21 protein-coding genes and 1 pseudogene are annotated in these 25875 nt (G+C 72.2%); 18 read left to right on the forward strand and 4 right to left on the reverse strand.

Annotated features, from left to right (window positions below; translation table 11 throughout):
• Window positions 1-147 precede the first annotated feature (147 nt).
• Window positions 148-717, forward strand: a complete 570-nt coding sequence (locus FRAAL_RS05735; RefSeq protein WP_011602507.1) for a hypothetical protein — start codon at window positions 148-150, stop codon at window positions 715-717.
• Window positions 718-782: 65 nt separating this feature from the next.
• On the opposite strand, the gene FRAAL_RS05740 is transcribed toward FRAAL_RS05735, so the two are convergent.
• Window positions 783-1019: a helix-turn-helix domain-containing protein gene (locus FRAAL_RS05740; protein WP_041938892.1), complete on the reverse strand. Its 237-nt coding sequence runs from the start codon at window positions 1017-1019 to the stop codon at window positions 783-785.
• A 504-nt stretch (window positions 1020-1523) separates the two neighbouring features.
• Here FRAAL_RS05740 and FRAAL_RS05745 point away from each other — a divergent pair.
• The 6 genes from FRAAL_RS05745 to FRAAL_RS05770 all read left to right on the forward strand — a co-directional run bounded on the left by FRAAL_RS05745 (window position 1524) and on the right by FRAAL_RS05770 (window position 9126).
• Entirely contained in the window at window positions 1524-2306 is a 783-nt protein-coding gene (locus FRAAL_RS05745; RefSeq protein ID WP_011602509.1) for an SAF domain-containing protein, read from the forward strand.
• Window positions 2303-3634, forward strand: coding sequence for a CpaE/TadZ family protein (locus FRAAL_RS05750; RefSeq protein WP_011602510.1), 1332 nt, complete (start codon window positions 2303-2305; stop codon window positions 3632-3634). The genes FRAAL_RS05745 and FRAAL_RS05750 overlap by 4 nt, the downstream gene beginning before the upstream one ends.
• Before the next feature lie 489 nt (window positions 3635-4123).
• Window positions 4124-4624 carry a transcriptional regulator gene (locus FRAAL_RS05755; protein WP_041938893.1) on the forward strand — a complete coding sequence of 167 codons (501 nt, stop codon included), beginning with the start codon at window positions 4124-4126 and terminating at the stop codon, window positions 4622-4624.
• 252 nt (window positions 4625-4876) lie between these two features.
• Window positions 4877-6055: a patatin-like phospholipase family protein gene (locus FRAAL_RS05760; protein ID WP_041938894.1), complete on the forward strand. Its 1179-nt coding sequence runs from the start codon at window positions 4877-4879 to the stop codon at window positions 6053-6055.
• 136 nt (window positions 6056-6191) lie between these two features.
• On the forward strand, window positions 6192-6686 hold the full coding sequence (locus FRAAL_RS05765; protein ID WP_011602513.1) for a DUF6912 family protein: 495 nt from the start codon (window positions 6192-6194) through the stop codon (window positions 6684-6686).
• Between the two features lie 451 nt (window positions 6687-7137).
• Window positions 7138-9126 (forward strand): helix-hairpin-helix domain-containing protein, encoded by a 1989-nt coding sequence (locus FRAAL_RS05770; protein ID WP_011602514.1) that lies wholly within the window; start codon window positions 7138-7140, stop codon window positions 9124-9126.
• A 211-nt stretch (window positions 9127-9337) separates the two neighbouring features.
• Here FRAAL_RS05770 and FRAAL_RS05775 read toward each other — a convergent pair whose 3' ends face one another.
• A complete protein-coding gene (locus tag FRAAL_RS05775; RefSeq protein WP_011602515.1) occupies window positions 9338-10975 on the reverse strand; it encodes a PAS domain-containing protein in 1638 nt (545 codons plus the stop codon).
• A 592-nt stretch (window positions 10976-11567) separates the two neighbouring features.
• On the opposite strand from FRAAL_RS05775, the gene FRAAL_RS05780 reads away from it, so the two are divergent.
• From FRAAL_RS05780 to FRAAL_RS05805, 6 genes and pseudogenes are all read left to right on the forward strand, one after another.
• Window positions 11568-12875: a TadA family conjugal transfer-associated ATPase gene (locus FRAAL_RS05780; protein WP_041938895.1), complete on the forward strand. Its 1308-nt coding sequence runs from the start codon at window positions 11568-11570 to the stop codon at window positions 12873-12875.
• Window positions 12875-13729: pseudogene (locus FRAAL_RS05785) on the forward strand (type II secretion system F family protein); the annotation flags it as partial. The gene FRAAL_RS05780 and the pseudogene FRAAL_RS05785, both read left to right, overlap by 1 nt.
• A gap of 215 nt (window positions 13730-13944) precedes the next feature.
• A complete protein-coding gene (locus FRAAL_RS05790; RefSeq protein ID WP_011602519.1) occupies window positions 13945-14895 on the forward strand; it encodes a type II secretion system F family protein in 951 nt (316 codons plus the stop codon).
• A gap of 166 nt (window positions 14896-15061) precedes the next feature.
• The gene (locus FRAAL_RS05795; RefSeq protein WP_011602520.1) at window positions 15062-15322 is read left to right on the forward strand and encodes a hypothetical protein; all 261 of its coding nucleotides are present in this window, start codon (window positions 15062-15064) and stop codon (window positions 15320-15322) included.
• 19 nt (window positions 15323-15341) lie between these two features.
• Entirely contained in the window at window positions 15342-15824 is a 483-nt protein-coding gene (locus FRAAL_RS05800; protein WP_157734199.1) for a TadE/TadG family type IV pilus assembly protein, read from the forward strand.
• The gene (locus tag FRAAL_RS05805; protein ID WP_011602522.1) at window positions 15821-16393 is read left to right on the forward strand and encodes a hypothetical protein; all 573 of its coding nucleotides are present in this window, start codon (window positions 15821-15823) and stop codon (window positions 16391-16393) included. Before FRAAL_RS05800 ends, FRAAL_RS05805 begins: the two co-directional genes overlap by 4 nt.
• 368 nt (window positions 16394-16761) lie before the next feature.
• Here the strand turns inward: FRAAL_RS05805 and FRAAL_RS05810 are convergent, their stop codons facing one another.
• The gene (locus tag FRAAL_RS05810; protein ID WP_011602523.1) at window positions 16762-17115 is read right to left on the reverse strand and encodes an RDD family protein; all 354 of its coding nucleotides are present in this window, start codon (window positions 17113-17115) and stop codon (window positions 16762-16764) included.
• A gap of 616 nt (window positions 17116-17731) precedes the next feature.
• On the opposite strand from FRAAL_RS05810, the gene FRAAL_RS05815 reads away from it, so the two are divergent.
• From FRAAL_RS05815 to FRAAL_RS05830, 4 genes are all read left to right on the forward strand, one after another.
• Entirely contained in the window at window positions 17732-18520 is a 789-nt protein-coding gene (locus FRAAL_RS05815) for an MTB12 C-terminal domain-containing protein (protein ID WP_231861523.1), read from the forward strand.
• Window positions 18521-18754: 234 nt separating this feature from the next.
• Entirely contained in the window at window positions 18755-19270 is a 516-nt protein-coding gene (locus FRAAL_RS05820; protein WP_041938896.1) for a SigE family RNA polymerase sigma factor, read from the forward strand.
• Window positions 19271-19509: 239 nt separating this feature from the next.
• Window positions 19510-20070: an MTB12 C-terminal domain-containing protein gene (locus FRAAL_RS05825; protein ID WP_231861524.1), complete on the forward strand. Its 561-nt coding sequence runs from the start codon at window positions 19510-19512 to the stop codon at window positions 20068-20070.
• Window positions 20071-20229: 159 nt separating this feature from the next.
• A complete protein-coding gene (locus FRAAL_RS05830) occupies window positions 20230-20454 on the forward strand; it encodes a tautomerase family protein (protein WP_041938897.1) in 225 nt (74 codons plus the stop codon).
• Window positions 20455-20571: 117 nt separating this feature from the next.
• On the opposite strand, the gene FRAAL_RS05835 is transcribed toward FRAAL_RS05830, so the two are convergent.
• Window positions 20572-23937 carry an aminoglycoside phosphotransferase family protein gene (locus tag FRAAL_RS05835; protein WP_231861525.1) on the reverse strand — a complete coding sequence of 1122 codons (3366 nt, stop codon included), beginning with the start codon at window positions 23935-23937 and terminating at the stop codon, window positions 20572-20574.
• Window positions 23938-24430: 493 nt separating this feature from the next.
• Here FRAAL_RS05835 and FRAAL_RS05840 point away from each other — a divergent pair, with 493 nt between their 5' ends.
• Window positions 24431-25657 (forward strand): RCC1-like domain-containing protein, encoded by a 1227-nt coding sequence (locus FRAAL_RS05840; RefSeq protein ID WP_011602531.1) that lies wholly within the window; start codon window positions 24431-24433, stop codon window positions 25655-25657.
• Window positions 25658-25875 lie beyond the last annotated feature (218 nt).

Below are 25875 nucleotides of genomic sequence, written 5' to 3' on the forward strand. Positions count from 1 at the left end.
GTCTGCCGGATGTCGTCGAACGACTTCGTTTGCCTATGTTTGGTTGTGTAAACCTCTGGCGTCCCACTGTCAATCCCGCTTGCGTCGTGCGTGAGGGATCGGGTCGCCCGGTGTGCAGCGGAACGTACCCGTACGGGAGGAGACCCGATGCGTTGGGAGGACCTGTTCGCGGACCTCGAGCTGCAGTGGGAGGCGAACGAGGCCGCCGAGCTCGCCGCCGAGCTCGCCGACCGCAGCCGCCGAGAGGCCGCCTACCTGCGGCTGATCGATCGTCTGCGGCCGGTCGTGGGACACCCGGCGCGTTGCCGGGTGCTGGGCGGGCAACGGGCGCCGGAGACGCTGCACGGCACGCTGTCCGCGCTGGGGATGGACTGGTTCCTGCTCGCGGAGCCCGGCGCGACGGAGGTGCTGGTGCCGATGCGCTCGCTGCTCGCGGTCGAGAACCTGCCGGTCGTCTCCGCCCAGCCGGGGCACGAGGGGCCGCTGGCCGCGAAGCTGGACCTGCGGTACGTGCTGCGGGGGCTCGTCCGGGACCGTTCCGTGTGCACGCTGCTGTTCGTGGACGGGACGAGCCTGCACGGCACGCCGGTCCGGGTGGGGGCGGACTTCCTGGAGGTCGCCGAGCACGCGGTGGGCGAGTTCGCCCGCCGCGGCCGGGTCCGATCGGGGTGGACGATGCCGCTCGACGCGATCGCCTACGTGCGCCGCGTTCCCTGACCGGCCCGGTGCATGACCCGGTGCATGACCCGGTGCGCGGTCCGCTGCGCGGCACGGCAGCGGACTCAGTCCTCCGGCACGGCCTCGTTGCGGCTCATGGGATTGGCCGCGACGAAGGCCCGGGTCTGCTCATAGGCACGCTGGATGTACGCCTCCAGCTCCGCGCGCTCCACCCGCCACTGCCCCCGGCCACCGATCTTGATGGCGGGAAGCTCGCCCGAGCGGACGAGGGCGTAGGTCTGGCTGGACGAGATGTTGAGGATGTCCGCCACGTCGCTCAGCTGAAGGAAGCGGTCGTTCATCAAAGTCCTCCTACTGAGGGCGGATGTCTCTCCTCACGTGTGTATCAGAGATTCCACTGTTCATCGCCTCCAGATGCCTCAGCTTGTGGATAACTGCGCCCGGACGCCGCCGAAAGCTCTCGCTCGCGGCTGTTCTGGTCCGCTACCACCCGGGCTTGGCGTCGCCGGCCGACCGTCGGGCTCGCCGGCCCCCTGAGCTGCGACGCCACCGGTGCGAAGCGGCGAAGTACGCCGGGGCGCTCGGATCCCGCGACGCGAAATTCGCGTGGCTTCGTCCCGGCGCGCATCGCACCGGGCCGGCTGCGCGTCCAACAGGTGAGCTCAGGACACCCGGGATGTCGCTGCGCGCGGGCGGTCGATGGACACCGACCGTCGACGGTGGCGTTCCGCAGCGGAATCCTCGCCGGTTTCGGTGGGTTCGGGGCCTTCGACCGCGTACGCTCTGCGACCGAAAGGTGTGAACGTGCACCCATGGTCCGGCCAGGAGAAAAGGGAGGTCTCCCGGTGACCGAGCTCGCCGCGGCGCCGGTCCGTTCCGAGGCGCCCCCGCCGGGCTCGCCTCCCGCCCGCCGGCTGACCCGGCGGCGCTGGCGGGACTCCCGGCTGCTCGTCGGGGTGCTGCTCGTACTCGTCTCGGTCGTCGTGGGAGCGCGGCTGTTCGCGTCGGCGGACGCGACCCGGCAGTGGGTGGTGGCGAAGGGCAGCCTGCCCGCCGGGCACGTCATCGTGGCGGGGGACCTGACCACGGTGTCCGCTCGGCTCGATGCCCGGACGTCCGGGCGCTACTACCCGGGCGGCCGGCTGCGGGACCTGACCGGTGCCACCCTCGCCCGGCCCGTCGACGCCGGGGAGCTGGTCAGCGGGGCCGACTTCGCCGGGCGGAACACGCAGTCCACCAGGCTGGTCCCTGTCATCGTCAAGGCGGGCCGGCTGCCCGCCCTCGAGCCCGGCGACCACGTCGACGTGTACGTGTTCTCCGCCGGGTCCGCGGCGGCCACCGGCTCCGGCGACCAGACCGGCGACCAGACCGGCGATCGCACGAACCAGCCGGCGCCGGCCGTGGGGGCCGGCGCCGAGTCGCTGGTCCTGCACGACGTCGAGTTCGTCGGGCTGGAGAAGCTGGCCAGCGGTGACCGGTCGCTGACGTTGCGCGTGCCGATTGACAATGCGATCCAGGCCGTCGCGGCGTCCCAGAGCGAGCGGGTCGACGTCGTGAAGCTCGAACGGGACTCCCGCGGCGGCGTCGGCTCGACCGGACCGACCTCCGTGGCGGGGTACGGCCGGTGAGTCTGCCGATCCTGACCGCGGTGACCGACTCCGAGGTCGAGGCCGGCCTGGTCTCGGCCTTCGATCGCCGCGATCTCGGCGTCACCGTCGTCCGCCGCTGCGTCGACCTGCCGGACCTGCTCGCCGCGGCGACGACCGGAGCGGCGCGTGCGGCGCTGCTGTCGGCCGATCTGCGCCGGCTGGACCGCGATGCGCTGACCCGGCTGGCCATGGCGGGCATCGCGGTGGTCGGCCTGATCGCGCCGGGGGACGAGGATGCGGACCGCCGTCTGCGCCAGCTCGGCGTCGCCGCGGTCATCCCCGCCGACGCCACCGCCGAGGTGGTCGCCGGCGCCGTCGTCGAGGCCTCCCGAGCCCTGGCGTCCCACGCCGCCGCCCCGGCGGCCTGGCCCGCAGCCTCCTCCTACAGCGAGCCGATGCTGGGCTTCGGGCAGCTCGCCCCGGCCGGCACCGGCACCGACGGCCTCGGCCTCGCCGAGGCCGGTGACGGCCGGGTGATCGCGGTCTGGGGGCCGGCCGGAGCGCCGGGGCGCACGACGATCGCGCTGTGCCTCGCCGCCGAGATCGCGGCACTGGGAGCCTCGACGCTGCTGGTGGACGCCGACTCCTATGGCGGGGCGATCGGCCAGCTCGTCGGCCTGCTGGAGGAGGCGCCGGGCCTGGCCGCCGCGGCTCGGTCCGCCAACCAGGGCCTGCTCGACGTGCCGCGACTGGCGGTGCTGTGCCGGGATCTGGGCGAGGGCCTGCGGGTGCTGCCCGGCATCTCCCGGCCGTCGCGGTGGCCCGAGCTGCGTCCGGCGTCCATCGAGACGGTGCTGTCGATGTCCCGGCGGCTGGCGTCCTACGTGGTGGTGGACTGCGGCTTCTGCCTGGAGACGGACGAGGAGTTGTCGTTCGACACCGCGGCGCCGCGGCGCAACGGCGCGACGCTCGCTGTGCTCGAGGCGGCCGACATCGTCCTCGCGGTCGCTTCGGCGGAGCCGGTCGGTCTGGTCCGGTTCGTCCGCGGACTGGCCGATCTGCGGGAGACGGTCCCGGCGGCCGATCCGCTCGTGGTGGTCAACCGGCTGCGGGCCTCGGTCGTCGGCGGCGACCCCTCCCGGGAGGTCGGCCGGGCGATCCTGCGCCACACCGGAACCGAGCCGGTCGCGCTCGTGCCCTATGACCTCGCCGGGCTGGACGCGGCACAGGTCGCCGGTCAGCTCCTGCGGGACATCGCCCCCACCTCCCCGGCCCGGCTGGCGATCCGGGATCTGGCCGCCCGGCTGGCCGGGCGGCCCGCGGTCGGCCGTCGGCGCCGCAGCGGGTTCCGGCGCCAGCCGCGCTAGGTGATCGTCGGCCGGTGAGTGCCAGTGAGTGCCAGTGAGTGCCGGTGGGTGCCTTGGGTGCCGATGAGCGTGGCCGGCTGGACCGGACTGTGGCAACGCACCGTTACGCCCTCGGCATAACCGTGACATAAAGTATTCGTCTCGTCATGAATGTGTAGCGGGCGTGGTTACAGCGAGCGATTCGTGGGCATCGCTGTGTGGAACGGTTCTGGTCAAGAAGTGAAGGGGATCTTACTCAATGCTTCTAGTGGCAGCAGATCGGCCACGAAAAGGCATCAGTATGATGCGCTGTGAAGTAAGAACCAAAAGAACGACGCAGTTATGCTGCATAGCGTGATGCAATGTATGTCTGCGTGAGGGTCCCCTTTCGGCAACGTTACGTTAGTGTTGAGCAGGCCTCGAAGGTGCCATCCGGAGCGCGGCCGCAACCGTGTCCGGGGAACCGGAGGCACGGGGATGCTCGGGCGAGACGGCTAGGGGGTGTGTCGGGTGAGCCGGGAGTACGCGAAGGCGGTGGGCGCCCGCCTGCGGGCGATACGGATACAGCAGGGGCTGTCGCTCCAGGGGGTCGAGCAGAAGTCGCGGGGCCGCTGGAAGACCGCCGCCGTCGGCTCCTATGAGCGCGGGGACCGCATGATCAGCGTTCACCAGCTCTCCGAGCTCGCCGGGTTCTACGGCGTGCCGGTGTCGGCGCTGCTGCCCAGCGAGGACCAGCTTCCCCCGCGTGAGCGTCGTCCGCGCACGGTCCTGAACCTGGAGAAGCTCAGCGAGGCGCCGCCCGACACCTCCGCGCTCGTCCGGCGGTGGGTGGCGCAGATCCAGCGCCAGCGCGACGACTACGCCGGGCACGTGCTGTCCATCCGCGACGGCGATGTGCGTGCACTCGCCCTGCTGCACGACACCACGCCGCAGGAGTTCGCCGAGCGCCTGCGCAACTGGGGCGTCCTGGAGACGACCTTTCCCGAGGAGAGCGAGGAACCGCCGGAGTAGGCGGTGCGGAACCACCGGCGTCGTCCGGTGGCCCGTCCGGGCGCGTCATGCGCCGCAGGTGACAAACGGTCGACGCGGACCGTGGACTGTGACTGGCCCCATCCCCGGGAGGCCCCACGCGGCGCAACCGCCGCTGACGGCAACCCGGTCCAGGTGCGACCGGGCGGCCCACATGGCAGCGGGCGGACCGGGGCGGCAGGTGCCCCGCGCAGGGCGCATCCCCTCCCGACCGCCGCGCCGGGAGGTGGACAAATGACCAGAAGGCGGGCCCCGCGCAGGGGTTTGGTCCTCGGGGCGGGCGGAGTCCTCGGCTCCGCCTGGATGATCGGCGCCATGCGGGCCGTCGAGACCGAGACGGGCCGCGACCTGGGCAGTAGCGACCTGGTGGTCGGCACCTCGGCCGGCTCCGTCGTCGCGGCCCTGCTCAGCCTCGGCGTCGGCATCGACGTGATGGCCAACTCCGAACGCGGTCTCTACGAGGTGGGCGACCCCGTCCTCGACTACCGAGACCTCGGCGCCTCCCTGCCTCCGCGGCCCCGGATGCGGATGGGCTCGCCCCGGCTGCTCACGGCCAGCGCGCTGCACCCCCGGCACGCCTCACCGATGGTCACCCTCGCGGCGATCCTGCCGCAGGGCCGCGGGAAGATCTCCGCGGTGGGCGACCTGGTCTCCGCCGCGATGGACCGCCAGGGACTTGACCTCGCCGAATGGCCCGCCCCGCCGATCCTGCGGGTCGTCGCGATGAACTTCGACACCGGTCACCGGGTGCTGTTCGGCTCGCCCGACGCACCCCGGGTGACGTTGCCCGAGGCGGTCATGGCGTCCTGCGCGATCCCCGGCTGGTACGCCCCGATCGAGTCGGGCGGCCAGCGCTTCGTCGACGGCGGGACCCGCTCGCCCACGTCGGTCGACCTGCTCGCCGACGCCGGGCTCGAGGAGGTGCTCGTGCTCGCGCCGGCCTGCTCGTTGGCCAGCGACCGCCCCCGTGGCGCGGTGGCCATGGTCGAACGGCAGGTCCGGCGTGCCGCGACCCGCCGGTTGCTGCGGGAGGTCGAGCTGGTCGAGGCCGCGGGCACCCGGGTGACGGTGCTGTCTCCCGGACCGGAGGACCTCGCGGTGATGGGCGGCAACCTGATGGACCTGACCCGCCGCGCGGAGGTGTTCGAGACCAGCCTGCGAACCACGCGCGCGGCCCTGCGCGCGAGTGCCCGCTCGCGCCCCCGACCCCGGCCGGCCCGCGCCGCTGACGCCGCTGTCGCCACCGGTGCCCGCGCGACCTCCGCCGACCGTGCGGTCGCCGCCGCGGCCACCACTGCCACGTCCAGGGCCAGGACCGGCACCCGCGGCGGTGCCGGCGTCGAGGGGGGCGCCGGCACCGGCGAGGGCGCCGGTCCGCCGAAGGGCCGGCTCGGCCTGGACCTGGCCGGCTGACCGGGCGGATCCACGCATGGCATCGGCCCGTTTCCGCCCGCCGCGCTCGGAGGGCGCGGTCGAGGCCGTGCCCGTGGTGCCCGTCGGGTGGGACCCTCGTTGGTCGTCCGGCGCGGCCGGTTGCGAGACTGGCAGGGTGCGCATCTACCTGCCGTCCACGCTCAACGCCGCGCGATCGGTGTGGGAGTCCGGGCAGGTGCCGGCCGGGACGGGCTTTGCGGTCACGCCGGCGCTGCGAGAGTGGTACGCCCAGTCGGAATCCGAGGAGGAGCTGGAGTACGCGGTGCTGCACGACGCGGCACGCGCCAGCCTGCGCCTGCTCGACGCCGACCCGGCGGCCCCACGGCGGCGCCTGGTCTTCGTCGCGGACCTGGCCGACGGCGACGTCCGGGTCCGGGACGACCTTGAACGAGGCGCCGTCGAGGTCGACTTCCCGGTGCCCTGGTCGGCCGTGGGAGCGATCCACGTCGACGACGGCGACGACGACGAGGTCCTCGACGCGGTGGCCGAGGCGGCGGACCACATCGTCGAGGCCGACCTCGGCGGCGAGGACGCGGCCTTCACCGTCGACAGCGTCGAGGGCTTCGAACTGCTCTGGTTCGCTCCGCAGGAGCTGCCCGACCTGCTGTGAGCCCGGCCGCCCTCGTCGTCGGCGGGCCGGCCGGGCGCCTGGACGACGGTTCGGCGCGCTGCCCGGCGTTCGGTGCGAGGCAGACCACACCCATTGATGGTTCGTTGGGGTGCGATGCCTGGACCGGTGCTCACCCGGCGTGAAATGTTGGCGTCGGACGGCGTTTGCGGTGGCCATCCGGTTCCGTCGCGGTGGTCTGCCTCGTCGACCGGCGTCGATGGCCCGCTTTTCTCCACGCAAACCGGTCCAGATGGCCAACGGTTGTGCCTCCCCGGGGTACAGCCGCTGTCGTGTGTTGCGAATAATGCGTAGGCAGGCCGGGAGGCGCCGGCCGGGTTGCCGCCCGGTTGGCATCGATCGTCCGTTTTTCTCCCACCACCTGTCGTGCCGGGATGCCGGCCCGGGCGGGCGTGGATCTCGGTAATCCACCGCGTAAGGAGGCTGGCAGCCGATGCTGTACCTCGCCGGGCAGATCCTGGCGTATGTGCTGGTGGCGATGGTCATCGGCGCCGCGCTGGCGTGGGTGTTCCTGATCGCCCCGCTGCGCCGGCAGGTGCGCCAGACCCGCGATGCCCAGCCGGATCCGACGGTCGACGGCGCCGAGCCGGCGCCCGCCGCCGACGCCGTCGAGGCCGACGCCGTCGAGGCCGATGGGACCGACGCCGGGCGGACCGAGGCCTGGGGGATCGAGGCTCGGGAGACCGACGCCCGGGAGACCGACCCGCGGTCGGCCGATCGTGCTGGGACGGCGCTCGCGCTCCTGCCGAGCCCCGGGGAGCCTTACCCCAGGGAGCTCGGCGGCGAGATCGCGGTCGGGGGCGACTCCGGGCGCGTCCCGGAGTCTGCCGGGTCCAGCGAGCGTGCGGGAGCGCCGGCGACCGTCGGCGACCGGCTCGGGCAGGACGCGGACTCCCGTGCCTTCGTGCCCGACACGGTGGGAGCGGAACTCGCCACCACCGGGCCGATCCCGTTGCCGATCAACGCCGTGCGCGTCGGGGAACCCGTCGCCGAGCTCGTCGCCCTGCTGCGCCGCCAGCGGGACGACGCCGCCCTGGAGAAGGCCGACCTCACGGCCCGGCTCGCCGTGGCCGAACAGCGGGCGGCAGAATCGGAGCAGCGGATCGGGGCCGCGGAGCGGCATGCCATGACGGCGAGCGCCCGGGTCGAGGAGATCGAATCCACGCTGCGCGCCAGGGTCGAGGCCGCGACGAGTGCCGCCGGCGGCGGCACGCGGGCGGTGGACGCCCCGTCCCCGACCGGCCCCGACACCACCGCGGCCGACACCGGGCTCACCGTCGCGGAGCTGGCGCGCGAGGCGGAGCTGCTGCGCCAGCAGCTTGTCGAGGCGGAGGGCCGGGCCGCGAAGTTCTCCTCCCGGCTGGCGATGGCGCGGACCGAGGCGGAGGACGCCCAGCGTCTCGTCGCGACCATGACCACCCGGCTTGACCGCCACCAGGCCGAATGGGCGGCCGAGCGCCTCAGCCTGCTGGGCCGGATCGAACGGACCGAGGCCTCCCTGGAACGCGGCACCGAGGCCGCCTCCGCCGCCAACCCGGTGGCGGAGCCTGCCTCCGCCGCCGTCGAGTACGCCGAGCTTGTCGGTACGGCGAAGGCGCTGGCCTCGGCGCGCGCCGTCCGCTCGACCCGGGCCGCCGTTCCTCTCTTCGCCGCAGAGCCGGCGGAAGTCGCAGAGCCGGCGGAAGTCGCCGAGCCGGTAGACGCCGACGAGCCGGTCGACGTTGCCGAGCCGGGCGGCACGCCAGAGCCGGTCGATCGCGCTGAGCCGGTCGATCGCGCTGAGCCGGTCGATGGTGCCGAGTCGGTAGACGCGGTCGTGTCGCCGGGGGTCGCGGGGCCGGGACGCGAGGACGAGCCGGCCGTGGGCGAGGAGTCCGCGCGGCTCGACGAGTCGGTGCGACCGCACTCGGACGGCGCCGCCCTCGCCGCGGCGGCTTCGGTCGAGTCCGGGACGGCTGCGCCCGCCGGGAGCGAACCGGTTCGCGCGGGCGCGCTGGGTGTGGCGGGCATGAGGGCCCGGACCTCCGGTGTCACCAAGGAGCGACCGGCGGCGGTGGCCGGGGTTCCGGCTCCGACGGGCAGCGGGTCTGTCACCGCGCCGGGGGTGCGGTCGGGCGCCACGGGCGAGCAGGCCGCGGGCGGTCGGGTCGTCCAGGAGGCCGCGCCGCGCTGGAACGGACTGCTCGATCCGGGCGGCGCCGTCGGCGACAACCTCAAGGAGATCGTCGGCATCGGCCCGGTGATCGAATCGCGGTTGCGGACGCTGGGCATAACGACCTTCAGCCAGCTCGCCGAGATGGGCGACACCGACGTCGACCGGCTGGCCCACAAGCTCGACGGTTTCGGCGATCGGATCATCTCCGACGACTGGGTGGGCCAGGCCCAGGATCTCCAGGTGCGCCACTACGGCGGCGTCTTCTAGAGACGACCACGTCCGCCCCAGGGCGGCCCGGTTCCGGCCCGGTTCCGGCCAGAACAGGGCCAGATCGTGCCGAGGCCTGGGTGCGTCGACCGGTGGCACCCCGAGCATCGCGGCATCGAGGTAACCCCGCCGCGTCGCCCGATTGGACGGCCGGCGTCACGCCCGTGGCCGGCCGGGCGTCGCCAGGGCACGGCAACGCCCGGTCCGCGGCTCACAGCCCGGAGATGAGTCCCTCGATCTCGGCCTCGAGGATCCGGCGGTCGGTGACGTCGCTGTAGAGCCACAGGTGGCCGCGGTAGCCGTCCGCCGCGGCCAGCGCGATGTGGCTGCGTTCGAAGACCCGGCCGTCGGCGAACATGACCGGCTCGCGTCGCAGTGTCCGGCGCCGGCGCAGCAAGGTGTCCAGGCGGGCGGCGAAGCCGGAGGGGTCGTCGACGAGCCCGGCCCGCGGCCGCAGATGCCGGCGGCAGTCCGTGCCGACCACGTCGACGGGCGAGTCCGCCAGGTCGAACAGGTCGCAGTACATCTGGTTGACGGCGACGACGCTGCCGTCGCGATCGGCGATGAGGACCGCGGTCGTGAGCTCGGCGAGCAGGGTCGTCAACCAGCGCTCCCGGTCGCGGCAGGCCTCCTCGATCCGGCGCATCTCGGCGAACAGGCAGCCGCACCCCTCGGCCGGGTGGCCGCCGTCGGCGTGCGCGGGGCGCGGATGCAGGTCGCCATCCTCGTCGCGATGCAGGACGACCGCGGCGCGCCACTCGGCGCCGGGGGGGAGCGCGCCGCGCGGGTAGCTCGCGGATCGCTCCTCCGGGGTCTCCCGGGGGGCCGACCGGCCGGGCGTGGGCTCCCCGGGGACCGGCCGGCGGGGCAGCGGGACCGTCCAGCGCCTCGTCACGGCGTCGTCCGCTTCGGGCCACCGCGGCGGGGGCCCGGCCAGGGGGTACCCGGTTCCCGCGGGATGTCCGAGCACCGGGCCGTCGGGGGCCGACGTGGGATCGGCCGAGCGGTCCGCGGACCGGTCTGCTCCGGCGACGTGATCCGGACTTTCCGGATCGCCGGGGCCTGCCGGCGCGTCGGTCCAGCGCAACGGGTCGTCGGCGGACTCGCGGAAGGCACGGGCGGCGTCGTCGAACGGGTCGTAGCCGCCCAGCCCGTCGAACAGCCCGTATCGGTCGGGCCCGCCCGGCAGGATGCCCTCCGGTCCGATCTCCTCCGCTCCGACATCCTCCCGGCCGAACAGCTCGTGACCCAGCAGCTGCTCGTCGAGGAAGTCCGCGTCGAAGGCGGTGAAATCAAGTGCCGCCTCCTCGGACGCGAGGGGCGCGCCGGCGTGTTCGGCGTCGTCGGCGCCCGGGCGCCCGGCCTGGCCTTGCGGATGCGTGTGGCTGTCGGGGTGTGCCGGGAGGTCCAGGTCGGGGATGTCGCGGCTGGCGGCGTCCCCGGCGGTGGGTGCGCCGATCGGGGCAGGCGTGAGCGTACCGACGAAGCGGCGCCGCCCGTCGCCGGCGGACGTCGCCACCGTCTGGATGATCGCCCGCCGGGCCGCGCCGCCAGGTAGCACCAGCCGGACCTGTACGGCGAATCCGTCGCCATGCGTGACCAGGCGCCGCCAGTGGTTGCCCACGGTGGCGACGTCGTCGGGATGGACGACCCGGTCCCATCCCCAGCCGACCGCCTCGTCACGGGGAAGCCCGGTCAGTTCGGACCACGGCCGGTTCACAAAGAGATGGCGGCCGACCGCGTCGGTGGCGAATACGGCCACCGGGCAGTTCTCGACAATTCGCCAGAACATTTTCCAAGCGGTCTTGTCGAACATGTCCGAAGGCTGGAAATCTCGGTTTCCACTCATCGGGTCGCCCCTTTCGAGCCGCGCGTAGCGGGCCGCAGGCAGGTCCTGGGCAGCGTCGCCGTGGTGGGCAGACGAGCTTCTCGCAAGCGGTTGCTGAGCCCGCGGATCGATGGCTGACCGGACACGGAAGGGACCCCCGAGGCAGGCGTTGGTGGCTTACCGGGGGAGATCGGCGGGGTGGGGGAGGCTCCACCGGTCGACCCAGCAAGCGATTGTGGCTTCACGGATGAGCGGGTTAGGGACCGCCGCGAGGCTACCGCCTCCGGGGCGATTCGGCGGCGAAATCCTGCGGGCGTTTCCAGGGCGGTCGGCGCACTGCCGACCCGCGGGATGTACGCGCGCAGCGATCGTCGTCCCCCGATCCGTGGCCGCGCTGCTGATGCGGAGAGTAACTAAATGGGTGGTCAAGGTGGGACCCTGTGCGGACCGTGACCTGCCTGTGTCCTACCCGGCCCACACCCCCGTAGGGGGTTGTGCGAACGTTGTTGCGTCCGCCCCGATGGTCGGGGCTTGATAAGCGGTGACCTTCTTCCTACGCTTCGTAGCAATTGTCGGGGCGGGAAGAGGCGGAGCTGGAGGAACGGCGGTTTTCGTGGCGGTGGCACGTGGCGGTTGGTTGGACGCCACCTCGTTCGTGGAGGACGAGGTCCGGGAGCTCGTTCGGCGGCGTTCCCTGGATCCCGTGCGCGATCCGGCCCTGGTCCGCCAGCTCGTTCAGGAGGTGCTCGCCGACTATGAGGAACGCGTTCTCGTCAGCGACCTTCCGCCTGTCGTCGACCGGGATGTCACCGCCCGTCTGGTCTACGACGCGGTCGCCGGCTTCGGGCCGCTGCAGCGCCATCTCGACGACCCCACCGTCGAAGAGGTCTGGATCAACGAGCCGGGTCGGGTATTCGTCGCGCGGGCCGGTCGCAGTGAGCTGACGACGACCATTCTCACCGCCGACCAGGTGCAGGATCTGGTCGAACGGATGCTCAAATCGTCCGGCCGGCGGGTGGACCTGTCGACCCCCTTCGTCGACGCCATGCTCCCCGACGGTTCCCGTCTGCACGTGGTGATTCCCGACGTGACCCGGGTGCACTGGTCGATCAACATCCGCAAGTTCGTGCTGAGCGCGGGCAGCATGGACGAGCTGGTCGGGCTCGGCACGATCACCTCCGCGGCGGCGGCGTTCCTGGAGGCCGCCGTCGTCTCCGGGCTCAACATCATCGTCGCCGGTGGCACCCAGGCCGGGAAGACGACGCTGCTCAACTGCCTCGGTTCGGCGATTCCCGCCCGCGAGCGGGTGATCTCGTGCGAGGAGGTCTTCGAGCTGAAGCTGCGCGCCCCGGACTGGGTCGCGATGCAGACCCGGCAGGCCAACCTGGAGGGCAGCGGGGAGATCCGGCTGCGCCGGCTGGTCAAGGAGGCGCTGCGGATGCGCCCGGACCGCCTGCTGGTTGGCGAGGTCCGCCAGGAGGAGGCGCTGGATCTGCTCATCGCGCTGAACTCCGGCCTGCCCGGCATGTGCAGTCTGCACGCCAACTCGGCCCGCGAGGCGGTGACCAAGCTGTGCACGCTGCCGCTGCTCGCCGGGGAGAACGTCAGCCACGCCTTCGTCGTGCCGACCGTGGCCGCCAGCGTCGATCTCGTCGTCCACCTGGAGAAGGACGTCTCGGGTCGCCGGCGCGTCACCGAGATCGTCGCGCTGCCCGGCCGGGCCGAGGGCGACATCGTGGAGATCGCCCAGATCTACCGCTCCCGCGCCGAGGGCCTGGTCCGCGCCGACGGCTTCCCCCCGCACGTCGACCGTTTCACCCGAGCCGGCTACGACCTGCCCACCCTGCTTGCGCAGGGGGAACGTGACCATCCCCAGCGCCGGCCCGGTGGGGGCTGGCCCGAGATCGCCGTGGAGCGCTGATGGGTATCTTCCTCGGCCTGCTGTGCGGGCTCGGCCTGTTCCTCATCATCACCAGCGGCCGGCCCCGCGCGTCCCGCGGCCCGACGACGATGCGCTGGGAGCACACCACCGCGGAGCTGCTCGCCCAGGCCGGCATCCGCGGCCTGAGCCCCCGTCAGTTCGTCGCGATCAGCGTCGCGCTCGGGCTGCTCGTCGGTCTCGTCGTGCTGGCGTTCACCGGGACCCTGTCGCTTGCCGGCGCGTTCGCGGTCTTCGCGAGCCTGCTGCCGCGGGCGCTGGTCGTCCGTCGTCGCCACGGCCGCATCCACGACCTGCGGGAGCTGTGGCCGGACGTCGTCGACAACCTTGCCAGCGCCGTGCGCGCCGGGATGTCGCTGCCCGAGGGCCTGGCCGCCGTCGGGGTGCGCGGGCCGGTGCAGCTGCGTCCGGCGTTCACCCGCTTCGGCGAGGACTACAGCGCCACCGGATCGTTCTCGACCTGCCTGGACCGGCTCGCCGACGAACTCGCCGACCCGGTCGCCGACCGGATCATCGAGTCGCTGCGGATGGCGCGGGAGGTCGGCGGCACCGATCTCGGCCGGCTCCTGCGCACCCTGTCGACCTTCCTGCGCGAGGACGCGCGGACCCGGGCCGAGCTGGAGACCCGCCAGGGCTGGACGGTCAACGCCGCCCGCCTCGCGCTCGCCGCCCCCTGGATCGTGCTTCTCCTGCTGGCCACCCGCGGCCAGAACGTGCAGGCGTACGACAGCCCGACCGGCGTGCTGGTGCTGGTCGTCGGCGGCGGTGTGTCGGCCCTCGCGTACCTGCTGATGAAACGGATCGGCCGGCTGCCCGAGGAGGGCCGGGTGCTGCGTGGCGGCGCCGCCGCCGCTCAGGCCGCGGCCGCCGCCACTCCCGCCGGGCGCGGCTCGGGATCACGCCCGGACGGTCCCGCGGCCGCCCGCCCGACGATCGCCGCTCCCGACCTCGACGGGCCCGGAGGATTCGACGGCCTCGGAGGTTTCGACGGGCCTGGGGGCTTCGACGGGCCTGGGGGCTTCGGGGTGGGGCCCGATCGGGGGATGCAACCATGACGATGGTCGCCGCGGGGGCGCTGCTCGGCCTGCTCGCCGGGCTCGGTCTGGTCATCGTCGTCTACCGCTCGCCCCGGGCTCGGCGCATCCAGCTCGCCGACCGGATCGACCCCTACCTGCGCGACACGCCCAGCCCGTCCCGGCTGCTCGCCGACCGGCCGCGGGCGTCGTCCCGCCCGGGCCTCGCCGCCGTCGAGGCGCTCGTGCGGCCGTTGCTCTCCGACGTCGCCGGCCGCCTCGACCGCTTCCTCGGTGGTCGGGCGGCGTTGCAGCGCCGGCTGACCCAGGCGGGCGGGCGGACCAGCATCGAGGAGTTCCGGGTCCAGCAGGTGATCTGTGCGGTCAGCGGCGCGCTGGTCGGCGCGTTCCTGCTGGCGCTGCGGGCGCTGCTCGGCGTCGGCCCGCCGGCGCTGGTCAGCGTCGCCCTCGTCGTCGCCGGCGCGGCCGGTGGGGTGGTCGGCCGCGAGTACTGGCTGACCCGGGCGATCGGCGAGCGCGAGGACCGGATGCTGCTGGAGTTCCCCACGGTCGCCGAACTGCTGGCGCTGGCGGTCACCGCGGGGGAGTCCGCCATCGGCGCGTTGGAGCGGGTCAGCCGCCTCACCCACGGCGAGCTGGGCCGCGAGCTGCGCCTGGCCCTCGCCGACGCCCGCGCCGGCGCCACCCTCGTGCAGGCCCTGGAGGGCATCGCCGCCCGCACGGCGCTCGCGCCGCTGACCCGGTTCGTCGACGGCATGGCCGTCGCGATCGAACGCGGCACGCCGCTGGCCGACATCCTGCGCGCCCAGGCGATGGACGTCCGCGAGGCCGGCAAGCGCCAGCTGCTGGAGGCCGGCGGCCGCAAGGAGATCGCAATGATGATCCCGGTCGTCTTCCTTGTCCTGCCGACGACCGTGATCTTCGCCTTCTACCCCGCCCTGGTGAGCTTCACCGTGATCGCCCAGTGATCGCGGCGGCCCCCGGGGAGGGACGCGGCCTTGGTCCGACTCGGACCCAACCGACATGGCACAACGCGGTGCTCGACGCGGATGCGCAGGGTGCGCGGCACGGACGACGTGGGCGCACGGCTCCTGGCCGGGCGCATGGCCCAGGCCAGACGGTGATGGAGGAGACATGGGACGACGTATCGGGCAGACCCTGAAGGCGAGGTGGCTGGCCTGGCGGTCGGCCACCGACACGACCGGCGACGGCCGTGACGGCGATGACGGCCGTGACGGCCGCGACCGGGGGGACGTTCCCGGCTGGGTCATGATCACGGTGATGACGGCGGCACTCGTCGTGGCCATCGCCACGCTGGCGACGCCGGCGCTGCAGAACCTCTTCACCTCGGCGATCAACTCGGTGTCGGGCGTCGGCGGCGGTGGCGGCGGCTGACCTCCCGGCCACGCCGGCCATGGCCGCGCGAGACGGTGCAGACCCGGTCGAGCCCGACGGCGAGGCCGCGCCGGGCGAGGCCAGCACGGCGGCCGGCAGCTCCGTGCCCGGCGAAGACGCCCCGCCGGGCGACGAAGGGTCCGCCGTCGTCGAGTTCATCCTGGTGGGGACGTTGCTGCTGTTCCTGTTCCTAGGGATCCTGCAGGTCGGCCTGATCCTGCACATCCGCAACACGCTCGCGGCGGACGCGGCGGAGGGCGCCCGGCACGCGGCCAACCTCGGCGTCCCGGCCGCGGACGGTGGCCCGTACGCGCAGGCGCTGATCGCCCGGACGATTCCCGGCCGCGCCGACACCGTCTGCACCGGCACCGACGTCGAGGGTCCCGGCGGCACCCCACTCGTCCAGGTCACCTGCAAGGTCGCCGTCCCGCTCGTCCTCGTCCCGCTCGGCGACGGCGTGACGATCACCGTCACCGGCCACGCGGTCAAGGAGCAGCCATGACGCCTCGGCGGCTGCGTACCGTCCACGCGATCTGGGCGCGGGTGGTGTGGGGGAAGGGGCAGGCGCGCGGCGTCGGGGGCGCGGCGCACCGCGTCGGACGGGGGGCAACCGACGACGGCTCGGCGATGATCGAGTTCGTCGGGCTGTCCGTCGTGCTGCTCGTCCCGTTCGTGTACCTGTTCCTGTGCGTGTTCGCGGTGCAGAAGTCGGCGTTCGGCGTCACCCAGGCGGCCCGCGAGGCCGGCCGCGCGTTCGCCACCGCCGACAGCGAGACCCAGGGCGCCGACCGCGCCCGCCTCGCCGCCGCCCTCTCCCTACAGGATCAGGGCGTCTCCGGCCAACCACAGGTCCACTTCGCCCCGGCCGGTGCGAACTGCGGCGCCGGCAATCCCGGCGACGGCGCCCAGACCCTGGAACCGGGCGCGTCGTTCGTCATCTGCGTCCGGACGGTCGTCGCCCTGCCCGGCACGGGCGCCCTGTTCGCCGGCATCACCGACGTCACCGTCAATGGCCAGTTCACCGTCGTCATCGACCAGTTCCGCGCCGACAGACGAGAAGCCCAGCCGTAGCTGGGGTTTCATGCGTTCACGGTGTTATGTGGGATCGCGCGGTTTTACCACATCATGCGGATCTTTTGCAGACTGTGATCTTGCCTCGGACGCACACCGGCGGGGCACTCGGTTCGACGCCTGGCGGCTCCGGCAACCGTGTCGAGCCCTGTCGAGTCCCGTCGAGCCCAGACACGACGACGGCCCTGGGCGCGAGGGTGCGTCCGGGGCTGTCGTTACGCTCTGCTGTAGGGCCGGGTGGCGCCTAATCTACGAAGATCGATAAAAGGCCCTTTCATGCACGCCTCGAAGGCGCCCAGGTGTTATTCGGGGGCAGGGTCAAACCCGCTTGGTCAGGGTCACTCGCGAGGGCAGCGGCAGCGCCATCATCAGATCAGCGCCGGCTTCAGCCCGCGCTTCGGTGCCCGGACAACGCTGGTGCCGGCGGCGCGGTCGTGGAGAGCACGGCGCTTGTCGTCGCAGGCTGCGACGATGGCGTTCACGGGGATGATCAGCAGGGTGTAGGTCGGCAGCAGCATAAGGATCATCCGGGTGAACGCCGACGCCCGCGGAAGCATGGCGGCGCGCTTGTCCTCCCGGATCACCCGAAGACCCATGAGACCCCTACCCAGAGTCTGGCCGTCTCGCCGGACAAGAAGCAGGACCTCGATGCCAATGAAGGCGAAGAGAATGATCGCCGTGGTGTCGGCGGCTAACCCAGCCTCGTATCCGGTACCACCCAATGCCCTTCCCGGGCCTGACCTCCCTCCTGCTCGCCTGGGTTACTCCGCGTCCCGCAGTCCCGCAGTCCGGCCATCGGCGGGATCAGCCAGGTCGTGTTGCGGCGAGCACGGCGACAAGACCCGCCGTAGGCGAGGAGGGTTGAACCGCGCGTAACGCGGAGTGCCCTCCTGGTTGTCACACCGTTGCGTGGCGACTCCGGATGTTGGGGAAAGATTTGGTCGGACACGTCAACCCGAATGCGCCAACGCCGCTCTTAGGAGGTGGAAAACATTCGAACGGCTGCTGAGCTGTCTCGGTGTGTGGAGTCACCGTGGCCAGCGCCTACCAGCGCAGGAGGCGACAATGGCGGATTGTTCTGACGGCCCTTCCGGCATCGGATGGGGGCGAACAGGCCCTCCGGACGGGGCGAGGCGACGGCTTCACCAGGGAGGATCCCATCCGGCCCGACGACGGCGGCGGCGGCACCTCCCAGGACGTCGGCTGACCCGCGCCCTCGGCAGCCTGACCGCCCTGGCCCTGACCGGCCTGGTGACCGTGGCAGCCGCCGGCCCGGCGACGGCCGCCGGCCCGGGCGGCGGGGGCCCGGGAGGTGGGGGCTGGAGGCCGGCTCCGAGCGTGGACGGGGTGCAGGTCGGCTGGCTACCCCGCGGCGTCAGCCTCACCGGCGCGGAGCCGACCACCCGGATCGGCCGCAACGTCGTCGTCGGCACGTTCGAGGGCGGCGACACCCGCGTTCAGCTCACGGTCCAGCGGGGCACGCCCGAGGCGACGCTCGAGGACGTTGCCCGCGCCTATGCGCAGTACTACCCCGGCTCCCAGTCTGGCCGGCTCGCCCTGCGGGGCACCGAGGCCGTCACGCTGCGGACGGGCGGTGCCGGCATCCACGAGCTGACCTGGGTCGAAGGTCACCCGTCCGTCGTACTGACGATCGGCGGCCAGGTCGGCGGGCACGCGACCACCCCGCCGAGCCCGCTGCCCGAGGCCGACCTGCTCCGTATCGCCGAGTCGCTCACCGTCGGCGCGGCGCCGGCACCGACGGTCTGGCAGAAGGTGTCGGAGCCGCTGATCGGCGCTGCGTTCGCGGTCGGTCTCAACAGCTCGCAGGCTCCTCCACAGGTGCCGCTGGCCGCCGTGGAGAACGGCCAGCGCCTGGTCGGCCTGCTGGCGAAGTTCCGCGCCACCTACCCGGGCCTGAGCGCGCGGATCACCGTGAACCAGGTCTACCTCTGGGCGCACGACAACGCCAGCGTCAGGTTCACCATCGCCTATACGTACAAGGGCCAGTCCGGTTCCCTGGGCAGTGGCGGGCGGGCCGTCTTCACGCACGGCGGGTGGAAGGTCTCGGAACAGACCTATCGCGACGTGCTGGGGTTGGCATCGCTGCTCGGTAGCGGTCGGGCGTAGTCCGTCGGCCGGGTGGCTTCCCGGAATCCGCGCGGCCAGGGTGCCGCGACGCCTGAGCCAGGGCCTGCCAGCCCGGCCGCACGCGGCGGCGCGATGGTTGCGTCGCGCCGCCGATGACCGACAGTCGGCTCGACTCGCCCGGCGGGGCGGCGGTTCGCGTCACGACGAACCGCCGCCTCCTTCACGTCTACGCAGCCGTCCTTGGCGGCGCGGGCCAATCGAGGGGGGCACTCGATGGACGAGGCGTCCTACGAGTCGTTCGAGGATTTCGTCACCGCTTCGGCCGACCGTTTGATGAGGACGGCCTTTCTGTTGACCGGTAACCGCCACGCAGCCGAGGACCTGCTGCAGGGTGCTCTGGAACGCACCTACCGACGATGGGGCAGGGAACGGATCATCACGCCGGAGGCCTACGTCCGCCGTGCGCTGGTGAACGCGGCCTCACGCCGGTGGCGGTCGCGCCAGTTCCGCGAGGAACCGCTGGACGCGGCGGCCGAACGGGCCAGCGCGGACGGCGAACCGGACCTGGCGCTGCGGGACCAGGTGCTCCGGGCACTGCAGGAACTACCGAACCGGCAACGTGCCGTGGTCGTCCTGCGTTACTACGACGATCTGCCGGAAGCCGCGGTGGCCGAGATCCTCGGCTGCAGCGTCGGCTCGGTGAAGTCCCACGCGTCGCGGGCTTTGGCCCGGCTGCGTCTGAGTCAGCATCTGGGTGATGCCCGCATCCGAAGCGAGAGGGGGCTCTGATGCCTTCCAAACACGCTCACCCCGGCTCCGGCTCCGGCTCGCGCTCCGGGTCCGGCTCGCGCTCCGGGTCCGGCTCGCGTTCCGGCTCCGGACCCGCCTCCGCATCTGACCTGGCCTTCGAGCAGACGCTGCGCGAACTGCTCGATCGGGCCACCGGGTCCGTCACGGCACCGGCCGACCTGGTCGCCAGAACATGCACGTCGGCGCCGCCGCGTCAGCGAGGGCGGCGCAGGGCGCTCGTGCTCGCAGCGGCGGCGCTGGCCACGAGTTCTGTGATCATCGGCGGCCTGACCGTAGACCGGCATATTGCTTCCGACAACGGCGTGAACGTCATCGCGCCGGCGGTGGGAAGCTCGCTTCCCACCAGGCCGGCCACCGGCGCGACGGTGCATTCGGGTGTTTCACCGACCGGCCGGGCACTCTTCCCGGCACCCGCCGGGGCGAAGCCGGACCGGGCCACCGTCGACGAGATCACGACGGCGTTCACCGAGGCCTTCGACGCGGACAACAACATCGACGACGGGTTGGCCTACGTCCAGAACGGTCAGCGGTACCGTGACATCACACAGCGTTTCCTTCAGCATTATCCAGGTGTCGTCGGTAACCTCAGGGTAAGACTCGAGAACATCACGCTGATCGGCAGTGACCAGGCCACGGCGACCATCATCATCACCCATAGCGACCCCGAGCTCGGCGCGCAGTGGGGGTACGAGATCAGGCAGGAGGCGAAAGCCGTCCGGATCAACGGCCGCTGGTTGGTGAGTGCCAGCACGTACTCGTTCCTCGTCGGCACCTCCTGATCGGAAGTTCTGGATCAGCGGCGCGCTGTATGAACCGACCGCGGCCGTGACCGCGACAGGAAGGCGCCCGACTTTCGTCGGCCTGCCTGGGTACACCGTGGTCAGCCCGGCTGCCGGACGGCGGCTGGGGTCAGGGGTACAGCGTTGGAGGTAACGGACATGCCGTTCGTCGACGTGAAAGTGATCGAGGGCGTATTCACCCCACAGCAGAAGCAGGAGATGATCACCAAGTTGACCGAGGTCATGGTCGGCATCGAGGGCGAGGCGATGCGATCGGTGACCCATGTCGTCGTCGAGGAGGTCCGCAGCGGGGACTGGGGCATCGGAGGACGGTGCATGACCGCCGAGGACGTGCAGAAACTCCAGGTCAGCGGGAGCACCTGAGAAGCCGCCGACTACTCGCCGAGGAATTCCGAACATCTTGGTCGGAATCGACGCCCGATGGGCAGGTGCGACTCGTCGTTGACCGTGACACCCCCCTATCGTTGACCGTGAAACCCCCTATCTGCGCCGGTCGATCCATTGCTGGATATGGATGGTGGCGGTGGCGTGGTCGATGCCGGGGTGGTGGCCGAGGACGGCGTGGGCGGCGGCGAGTTTGCCGACGAGTTTGTCGATGAAGGTGTTGCGGCTGTCGGGGGTGAGGTTTCCGTCGGCGATGAGCTTGGTGTAGCGGACGGTGTCGACGATGGCGGATTTCACCCGCTCGTGGGCGAGGTAGGTGTCGAGGTCGGGTTGCCATCCCTCGGCGGCGGCGCCGCCCACGACCGTGCTCCACCCGGTGACGACGGCGATGGATTCGTCGGGCTGGTAGCTCATCTTGTGAAGGTGGACGGCGAGGTCGTAGACGGGGTCACCCCAGAGGGCGAGTTCCCAGTCGAGGAAGTGGGCGCGCCCGTCGGAGACGATGATGTTCTTGCGGTGAATGTCGGTATGTAGCAGCCGGAAGGGCCGGGGGTGCAGGGTCGCCCATCGTTGTTCGATGGGGGCGAGGGCGTCGGCGGGTATTCCGAACCGGGTGTACAGGTCACCGAACTCGGGCAGGAAACGGGAGTGCACGCCGGCGGTGACGGCGGACAGTCGGCGGGCGAAGTCGGCGGTCCGGCGGTCTTCGGGCCAGTCGGTGGCAAGGCTCGGGAGGTGCTCCCGCGGGACGAGGCCAAGCTGGCCGAACAGTTCGACGACGTCGTCGAGGAGGTGCCCGGGCACACGGGTGCCGCGGGGGGCGGCGTTGTCGAGGAGCTGGCCGCGGAGGAACTCGACGATCTGGTAGCGGGGCTGGGTGCGGGCGTAGAGCAGGCGGGGGGCGTGGGTGACGGTCCCGCGGATGGCCCGCAGCACGTCGGCCTCCGGCCAGATCATCAGATCCATGATGTCGCTGCCGGGGATCGGGATGCGGACGATCACGTCGCCGGTGGGGGTGCCCATCCGGATGTTGTGGTTGTAGAAGCCGGACGCGGCGTCGGGGCGGCCGATCGCCTGCCGGTACAGCTCGTCGGGCTGCCAGGCGTACCCGTCGAGGAGGTCGGTGACGAAGTCGCGGATGCGGGCGTCGAGATCGGCGTGGGTGCCGAACGGCTGGATACCCGCCCGTGCCCGCCGGGCGGCGGCGGTCACCCGGTCGTCGTCGACGCCGAGGACTGCCAGGGCGTGCGCCGCGCTGACGATGATGGTCGGGTAGACGTCGGCCGCTTCCAGCTCGTGGACAGCCCAGCGCAGGGCGGTGACCGCCTCGTCGAGCCGGCCGCGGCGGGCATGGACGGCCGCCCGGTAGAACTCGGCGCGGGCCCGTCCGGACCGGTAGCCGACTCCGTCCAGGGCGTCGCAGGCGGCTCGAAGAGAGTTCTCGGCCTCGTCGAGCTGACCGCAGCGCAGCTGCCCGACGGCGAGGGCGGTATACGCCTTGCCGAGTTCGTGGTGGGCGCCGATCTCCCGTTGGATCTCGATGGCCTGCCCGGCCTCGATGATCGCCTCGGCAGGTCGGGTGAAGGCGAGGAGCTCGGCCCGGTTGGTCTGGATGTTGGCCGCGCCCAGGACGCTGCCGGCTTCGGCGTAGCGGGCGGCGGCCTCGTCGAGGAAGCGGGCGGCGGCGTCGAAGTCGAAGGCGAACCGGTGGGCGAGGTGTCTCAGCCGGGCCACGTCACCGCAGAACTCGGCGTCCTCGGCCGGGCAGGACTCGTCGAGCTCGGCGGCGAGGGTCTCGCAGTCGCGGAACCTGCCCTGCGCCATGTGGAGGTCGGCCGCCCACAGGCCCGCGGTCCGCCGCGGCGATCCGGTGGCCCGGTCCCAGACATGGGTGAAGATGGTGAGCGCCGCGCTGGTCTCACCGGCGATGCGTCGACCGTTCCCGGCGGCGACGGCGAGCCGCGCTCCGACGACGGTGTCGACGGCGAGCGTGGTGATGGGCCCGGGGGTGAGGGCGATGACAGTGGCGGCGTCGCCGAGGCGGACCGCGGCCTCCGCGTCGAGGCATCGCAACGCCTCGGGAAGGTCCCTGCCGGCGGGCTGATGGGGCAGTTGGGTGCGCAGGTCGTCGGTGATGCCGCGGGCGGCACCGTGCCCGCCGCCGCGCACGGCCCGGTCCGCATAGTCGAGGATCGCGGTGCCGCCGGCGTGGTGACCCTGCAGCGCGTGGTAGGCGGCCTCGCGCAGGGCTCGGGCGGACAGGCTGCCGCTGTCGCGGCCCGTCGCCAGATCGGCGCGGTTCTCCCACAACCCCCGCAGCAGCGCGTGAATGTCCGCGGTGGTGGTGGCGGACAGGCGCTCGCGCAGCGCGGACGCCATGAGCTGGTGGAAACGCAGCGCGGTGTTCGCCGGATAGACGAAGGAATACGCCGTCAGGGATTCCCAGGCGATCCGGTGCGCGGGGAGGTTGAAGGTGCTGGCCAGGAGCTGGAAGATTCCGTAGTCGAAGATCCGCGCCGGGCTCAGAACCTCCAGGGACCGGATTTCCTCCGGTGCGACGTGTTGCAGGAAACGTGCCAGGATCTCCTGCTGGGAGACCAGGTCGCCGCTGACCCGCCCGCCGGTCTGCTGGTGCGTGTCGACGGCCAGATTCAGGTAGAAGGGGAGCCCGGCGCTGGCGTCGGCGATCGTCCGGCGCTGGAACGGATCCGCGATCCCGCCGGCGTCGAGGAGTTCCAGCCGGGCTTCCATCGGCAGCCCACCGATGTCGCTCACCCGGATCAGGCCATCCCAGTCGGGATCGGTGAGCTCCCAGCGCAGGGGCTCTCGGCTGGCGATGACGACCAGGCCGCGGTCGAGCTGCGCCACGAGGTCGCGCAGCCACGCGTCCGCGAGCTGGGTCCGCCCCGAGCGCACCGGGCTGGGTACCAGCGCCTCGTGGCTGTCGATGACGATGACGTACGGCCTGTCCTGGCTGGCGGCCCGCAGGTCCTCGGCGAACAGGTAGGTGACGGCGTCGGCGAGTTCGCTGATCGGCAGGTCGTCGAGTGTCGCGAGTGTCGGGTCGCGGCGCAGACGCATCCGGCGGCGCACGTCGGACGTGCCGCGTTCCAGCAGCCTGACCAGTCCGCGGGCGGTGCCGAACACCGGCAGCCCGGCCACCGCGTCGACGATGTCGGTCAGGATCGAACTGTCGTCGACGAAGGCCAGGTCCGACCGGTTCAGCCGGAGATGCGGGTGGAGCCGCTGCCAGAGCACGGCATAGGCGATGTCGAACCGGTCGAAAGGAACGCCCTGGGATCCCAGCTCGTTACGGAGCACCGCCAGCGCCTCCTCCTGCTGGCGCATCGAGTGAATCTGAAGGTCGAGGGAGGCGGTGCGGCCCTGGCTCGCGGCCCGGTCGGTCAACTCACGCAGCAGGCGCGACTTGCCGATGCCGCCGACACCGATCGCATTGAACACGCGCGGTCCCGCGCCGATGCGCGCCATTTCCTCGGTGAAAGCCGCCAGTACCGGTTCGCGGTCGACGAAAGGACGCTGCAGGGCCGCCACCCGACGAAAACGTGGCGCTGGCGCCATGTAAACCTCCGACCATCACAGACCGCAATGCCACCGAGGACGATGCAATCATAGTCGTGGCCGGCATGCCGGTTGATTCCCGCGCTCGACCGGTCCCGATCGCTGCGGGCTCCCCGTCGTCCGCGCAGCGATGGCCCGTCGGCCGGCGTCAGTGAAGGCGCGGATCGGCCTACCCGGGCGATCCGCCGGGGGTGGGTCGGACCTTTGCCGGTCGGCCGCGCATTCACGCCAGCGCTCGGCGGCCGTATGTCCAGGAGTGTGAGCAACACGCAGCGCAACGAATATATCACGCAGGTAACGGCGTAGTGGCTCCGCGTGATTACTCTTCGTGTCCAGCGGGTGTCGATGACGGCACCTATGGTTCTGAGGAGCGGACATGCTTCGTCGAGGACGGCTGGGGACGGGGGCGGTGGCGCTGGCCGCCGCCGGCATCGTGGCCCTGCCGGCAGCGGCCACAGCGGCCCCCGCACGGGGGACGCCCTCCAGGCAGCACCTAGCCGTCGCGGGGTCCGGCACCGAATGGTCCTGGGGTTACAACGGCCTCGGGCAGCTGGGCAACGGCACGATCACCAACAGCGCGGTGCCGGTCCGGGTCAGCGGCCTGACCGGCCTGACCGACGTGGTCGGCGTCGCCGCGGGCAGGTACGCCGCGTACGCGGTGCGCCGGGACGGCACCGCCTGGTCCTGGGGTTACAACGCCTACGGGCAGTTGGGCAATGGCAGGATCACGAACAGCACGGTGCCCGTCCGGGTCAGCGGCCTGACCCGGGTCGTCGCCCTCGCCGGCGGCGCCGTCAACGGGTATGCGCTGCGCCAGGACGGCACCGTCTGGGCCTGGGGCTACAACAACTACGGGCAGCTGGGCAACGGCACGATCACCAACAGCCGGGTACCCGTCCGGGTCCTCGGCCTGTCCCGGGTCGTCGCCATCGCCGGCGGGGGCACGACCGCGTACGCGGTGCGCCAGGACGGCACCGTCTGGGCCTGGGGTGACAACGACGAGGGGCAGCTCGGCAACGGCACCACCGCCAACAGCCCGTTCCCCGTTCGGGTCACCGGCCTCAGCGCAGTGATCGCGATCGCCGGCGGCCAGGAGACCGGGTACGCGCTGCGCCGGGACGGCACCGTCTGGGCCTGGGGCGCGAACGACGAAGGGCAGCTGGGCAACGGTACCACCGTGTCCAGCACGGTACCGGTCGCGATCCGCAACCTCACCGGGGTGACCGCCATCGCCGCCAGCAGCGAGGGTAACAGCGGGTACGCGCTGCGCGGGGACGGCACCGCCTGGGCCTGGGGCCTCAACAACACCGGGCAGCTTGGCAACGGCACCGACGACACCTCCCTGGTACCCGTCCAGGTCAGCGGCAGCACCGGCCTCGTCGGGGTCACCGCGATCTCCGCGGGCAGCTTCAGCGGGTACGCGCTGCGCCGGGACGGCACCGTGTGGGCCTGGGGTAGCAACTTCTTCGGGCAGCTCGGCAACGGCACCACCACTCCCGCCTTCAGCCTGCGTCCCGTCCAGGTCAGCGGCATCGCCCGGGCCGACGCCATCGCCGGTGGTGGCTTCAGCGGGTACACGCTCGTCAACACCTCGATCAGATGACCGGGGCCGACCGCCAGATCACGGACCCGACCGCCCTGGCCCCCTTCGTGGGAACGGACCGCGGACTGCAGCCACCGCCACCCACGACGACGCCACAGAACCTGATCGACGACGGGCGGGGAACCTGACCCCGCCCGATCCCCGCGGCCCCGGCTCGGCATCCTCGCCGGCCGGGGCCGCGGCACGTCCCCATCCGCGGCGTCACCAACGTCGCGGCG

Source organism: Frankia alni ACN14a, from assembly GCF_000058485.1.
Taxonomy (GTDB): Bacteria; Actinomycetota; Actinomycetes; order Frankiales; family Frankiaceae; genus Frankia; species Frankia alni.

Bases quoted from the DNA above. Each gene is read 5' to 3' on its own strand.
- FRAAL_RS05735 (WP_011602507.1), top strand. From the start codon at position 148: ATGCGTTGGGAGGACCTGTTCGCGGACCTCGAGCTGCAGTGGGAGGCG.
- FRAAL_RS05740 (WP_041938892.1), bottom strand. From the start codon at position 1,019: ATGAACGACCGCTTCCTTCAGCTGAGCGACGTGGCGGACATCCTCAAC.
- FRAAL_RS05760 (WP_041938894.1), top strand. From the start codon at position 4,877: ATGACCAGAAGGCGGGCCCCGCGCAGGGGTTTGGTCCTCGGGGCGGGC.
- FRAAL_RS05770 (WP_011602514.1), top strand. From the start codon at position 7,138: ATGCTGTACCTCGCCGGGCAGATCCTGGCGTATGTGCTGGTGGCGATG.
- FRAAL_RS05775 (WP_011602515.1), bottom strand. From the start codon at position 10,975: ATGAGTGGAAACCGAGATTTCCAGCCTTCGGACATGTTCGACAAGACC.
- FRAAL_RS05790 (WP_011602519.1), top strand. From the start codon at position 13,945: ATGACGATGGTCGCCGCGGGGGCGCTGCTCGGCCTGCTCGCCGGGCTC.
- FRAAL_RS05795 (WP_011602520.1), top strand. From the start codon at position 15,062: ATGGGACGACGTATCGGGCAGACCCTGAAGGCGAGGTGGCTGGCCTGG.
- FRAAL_RS05800 (WP_157734199.1), top strand. From the start codon at position 15,342: ATGGCCGCGCGAGACGGTGCAGACCCGGTCGAGCCCGACGGCGAGGCC.
- FRAAL_RS05805 (WP_011602522.1), top strand. From the start codon at position 15,821: ATGACGCCTCGGCGGCTGCGTACCGTCCACGCGATCTGGGCGCGGGTG.
- FRAAL_RS05820 (WP_041938896.1), top strand. From the start codon at position 18,755: ATGGACGAGGCGTCCTACGAGTCGTTCGAGGATTTCGTCACCGCTTCG.
- FRAAL_RS05830 (WP_041938897.1), top strand. From the start codon at position 20,230: ATGCCGTTCGTCGACGTGAAAGTGATCGAGGGCGTATTCACCCCACAG.
- FRAAL_RS05840 (WP_011602531.1), top strand. From the start codon at position 24,431: ATGCTTCGTCGAGGACGGCTGGGGACGGGGGCGGTGGCGCTGGCCGCC.